Origin of the sequence: Isoptericola sp. NPDC060257 (genome assembly GCF_042726645.1) — a bacterium.
Taxonomy (GTDB): Bacteria; Actinomycetota; Actinomycetes; order Actinomycetales; family Cellulomonadaceae; genus Isoptericola; species Isoptericola nanjingensis.
In genome coordinates, this window is sequence record NZ_JBHXAW010000411.1 from 1 (window position 1) to 2,531 (window position 2,531).

3 protein-coding genes and 2 tRNA genes are annotated in these 2,531 nt (G+C 74.0%); 3 read left to right on the plus strand and 2 right to left on the minus strand.

The features are described 5' to 3' along the window. Positions 1-32: 32 nt before the first annotated feature. A tRNA-Leu gene (locus ACFWEK_RS20695) sits at positions 33-114 on the minus strand. Between the two features lie 25 nt (positions 115-139). Then, positions 140-646 (minus strand): peroxiredoxin, encoded by a 507-nt coding sequence (locus ACFWEK_RS20700; protein WP_430555259.1) that lies wholly within the window; start codon positions 644-646, stop codon positions 140-142. Between the two features lie 189 nt (positions 647-835). Between ACFWEK_RS20700 and ACFWEK_RS20705 the strand changes: the two genes are divergently transcribed. From ACFWEK_RS20705 to ACFWEK_RS20715, 3 genes are all read left to right on the plus strand, one after another. Then, entirely contained in the window at positions 836-1,132 is a 297-nt protein-coding gene (locus ACFWEK_RS20705) for a GroES family chaperonin (protein ID WP_429762689.1), read from the plus strand. A 40-nt stretch (positions 1,133-1,172) separates the two neighbouring features. Next, positions 1,173-2,366 carry an acyl-CoA dehydrogenase family protein gene (locus tag ACFWEK_RS20710; RefSeq protein WP_430555260.1) on the plus strand — a complete coding sequence of 398 codons (1,194 nt, stop codon included), beginning with the start codon at positions 1,173-1,175 and terminating at the stop codon, positions 2,364-2,366. Between the two features lie 81 nt (positions 2,367-2,447). Further along, positions 2,448-2,523: transfer RNA gene (locus ACFWEK_RS20715), tRNA-Lys, on the plus strand. Positions 2,524-2,531 lie beyond the last annotated feature (8 nt).

Consider the following 2,531-nt stretch of genomic DNA (forward strand, 5'->3'; position numbering starts at 1 on the left):
GGAGCTCCCGGGGCGGCCGTCGTCGTTCGCCGTGCGCGAGGCGGGACTCGAACCCGCACGTCCGAAGACACTGGTACCTAAAACCAGCGTGTCTGCCTGTTCCACCACTCGCGCGCCGGGTCAGTCTAGGCAGTCACCGTCAGTCGAGCCCCAGGGTCTTGCGCACCCGGGCGACGTGGCCGGTGGCCTTGACGTTGTACTGCGCGACCGCGACCTTGCCCTCCGGGTCGACGACGACGGTGGAGCGGATGACGCCCACGTACGTCTTGCCGTAGTTCTTCTTCTCCCCCCACGCGCCCCAGGCCTCGAGCGCCTCGTGCTCGGTGTCGGCGAGAAGGGGGAAGGTCAGGGCGTCGCGCTCGGCGAACGTCGCGAGCTTGTCGACGCCGTCGGGGGAGACGCCGACGACGGCGTAGCCCGCGCCCTGCAGCGAGGCGAGGGAGTCGCGGAAGTCGCAGGCCTCGGTGGTGCAGCCCGGCGTCATCGCGGCGGGGTAGAAGTACACGACGACGCCCTGGCGGCCCGGCTCCGCCAGAGCGTCGGCCAGCGAGAACGTGCCGGTGGTGTGGCCGGTGCCGGCGGGGTCGGGCAGGACGGCGGGCAGCTCGAGGGCGGGGGCGGCGTCGCCGACGGCGAGACGGGTCACGGGTGCTCCTTGGTGTCGAGGTCGTGCGGTGCGCGGCGACAGCGTCCGCGACGGGGTCCGTGACCGAGTTCGCGGGAGCTCGCGGGCGCGCGCTCGGCGTCGAGCCTAGACGCCCGGGTCGTCTAGCGTGGTGCCGTGACCGACCGCGCGCCCCGCACCACGCCCGACAGCAAGCCGCTGCCCATCCGCATGCTGCACGACCGCCTGCTGGTGCAGCCGGAGGTGGACTCGGCGGAGCGGCAGTCGACGGCGGGCCTCGTGATCCCCGCGACCGCGGCCGGTGCCAAGCGCCTCGCGTGGGCGCAGGTGGTGGCCAAGGGCGAGCACGTGCGCCAGGTCGCCGTGGGCGACCGCGTGCTCTACGACCCGGAGGACCGGGCGGAGGTGGACCTCGGCGGCACGGACTACGTGCTGCTGCGCGAGCGCGACGTGCACGGCGTCACGGAGACCGAGGACGAGGGCGGCGCGACCGGCCTGTACCTCTGACGTTCGCCGCCGGCACGGTGGCGTCTGTCACAGTGACGTCATGACGGGTGACCCCCTGGACCTGCTGGCGCTCGACGACGAGCTCAGCCCGACCGAGCGCGAGAGCCGCGACCGGGTGCGGGCGCTGGTCGACGAGCACGTCCGCCCGCACGTCGCGCGCTGGTTCGCGGACGGCGTGTTCCCGCTCGAGCTGGTGCCCCGCCTCGCCGAGGCGGGGCTGCTCGGCATGCACCTGCACGGGCACGGCTGCGCGGGCCGGTCGGCGGTCGAGTACGGCCTGGCGATGGCGGAGCTGGAGGCGGGGGACTCCGGGATCCGCACCTTCGTCTCGGTGCAGGGCTCGCTCGCGATGACCGCGATCGCGAAGCACGGGTCGCCCGCGCAGCGGGAGCGCTGGCTGCCGGGGATGGCGGCGGGCGAGACGATCGGGTGCTTCGCGCTCACCGAGCCCGGCGCCGGCTCCGACCCCGCCTCGATGACGACGACGGCGACGCGCGTCGGCGACGAGTGGGTGCTGTCGGGGCGCAAGCGCTGGATCGGGCTCGCGTCGGTCGCCGACGTCGCCGTGGTGTGGGCGCGCGCCTCCGACCCGACCGAGGGCGTCGAGGAGGCGCGGCCGCGGGTGCGCGGCTTCCTCGTCCCGACGGCGACCCCCGGGTTCGTCGCGACGCCCATCGAGCCGAAGCTGTCGCTGCGCGCGTCGGTCCAGTGCGACGTCGTGCTCGACGACGTCCGGCTGCCCGCCGACGCCATCCTGCCGGAGCACCCCGGCCTGGCCGGGCCGTTCGCCTGCCTGGCGGAGGCGCGCTACGGCATCGCGTGGGGCGCGGCCGGGGCCGCGCGCGACAGCCTCGACGCCGCGCTGCGGCACGCGGGGGAGCGGATCCAGTTCGGCCGGCCGCTGGCGGCGTTCCAGCTCACGCAGGCGAAGCTGGTCGACATGGCCCTGGAGGTGTCCCGGGCGCAGCTCCTGGCGCTGCGGCTCGGGCGGCTCAAGGACGACGGGCGGCTGGAGCCGCACCAGGTCTCGGCCGGAAAGCTGGCGAACGTGCGGTCCGCGATCGAGGTCGCCCGGAGCGCCCGCACCGTGCTCGGGGGCGACGGCATCACGCTGGAGCACTCGCCGATGCGGCACGCCGCGAACCTCGAGTCGGTGCGCACGTACGAGGGCACCGACGAGGTGCACACCCTGATCCTGGGCCGGCACCTGACCGGCCACCAGGCGTTCCGTTGACCTGTCGTGCAGGTCACAGCGCTGTCCGGCCGCGACGGTTTCCCGGCAGCCCCGCACGGCTGGTAATGTTTCACCCCGCCAGCGCCATTAGCTCAATTGGCAGAGCAGCTGACTCTTAATCAGCGGGTTCGGGGTTCGAGTCCCTGATGGCGCACCAGCACGAGG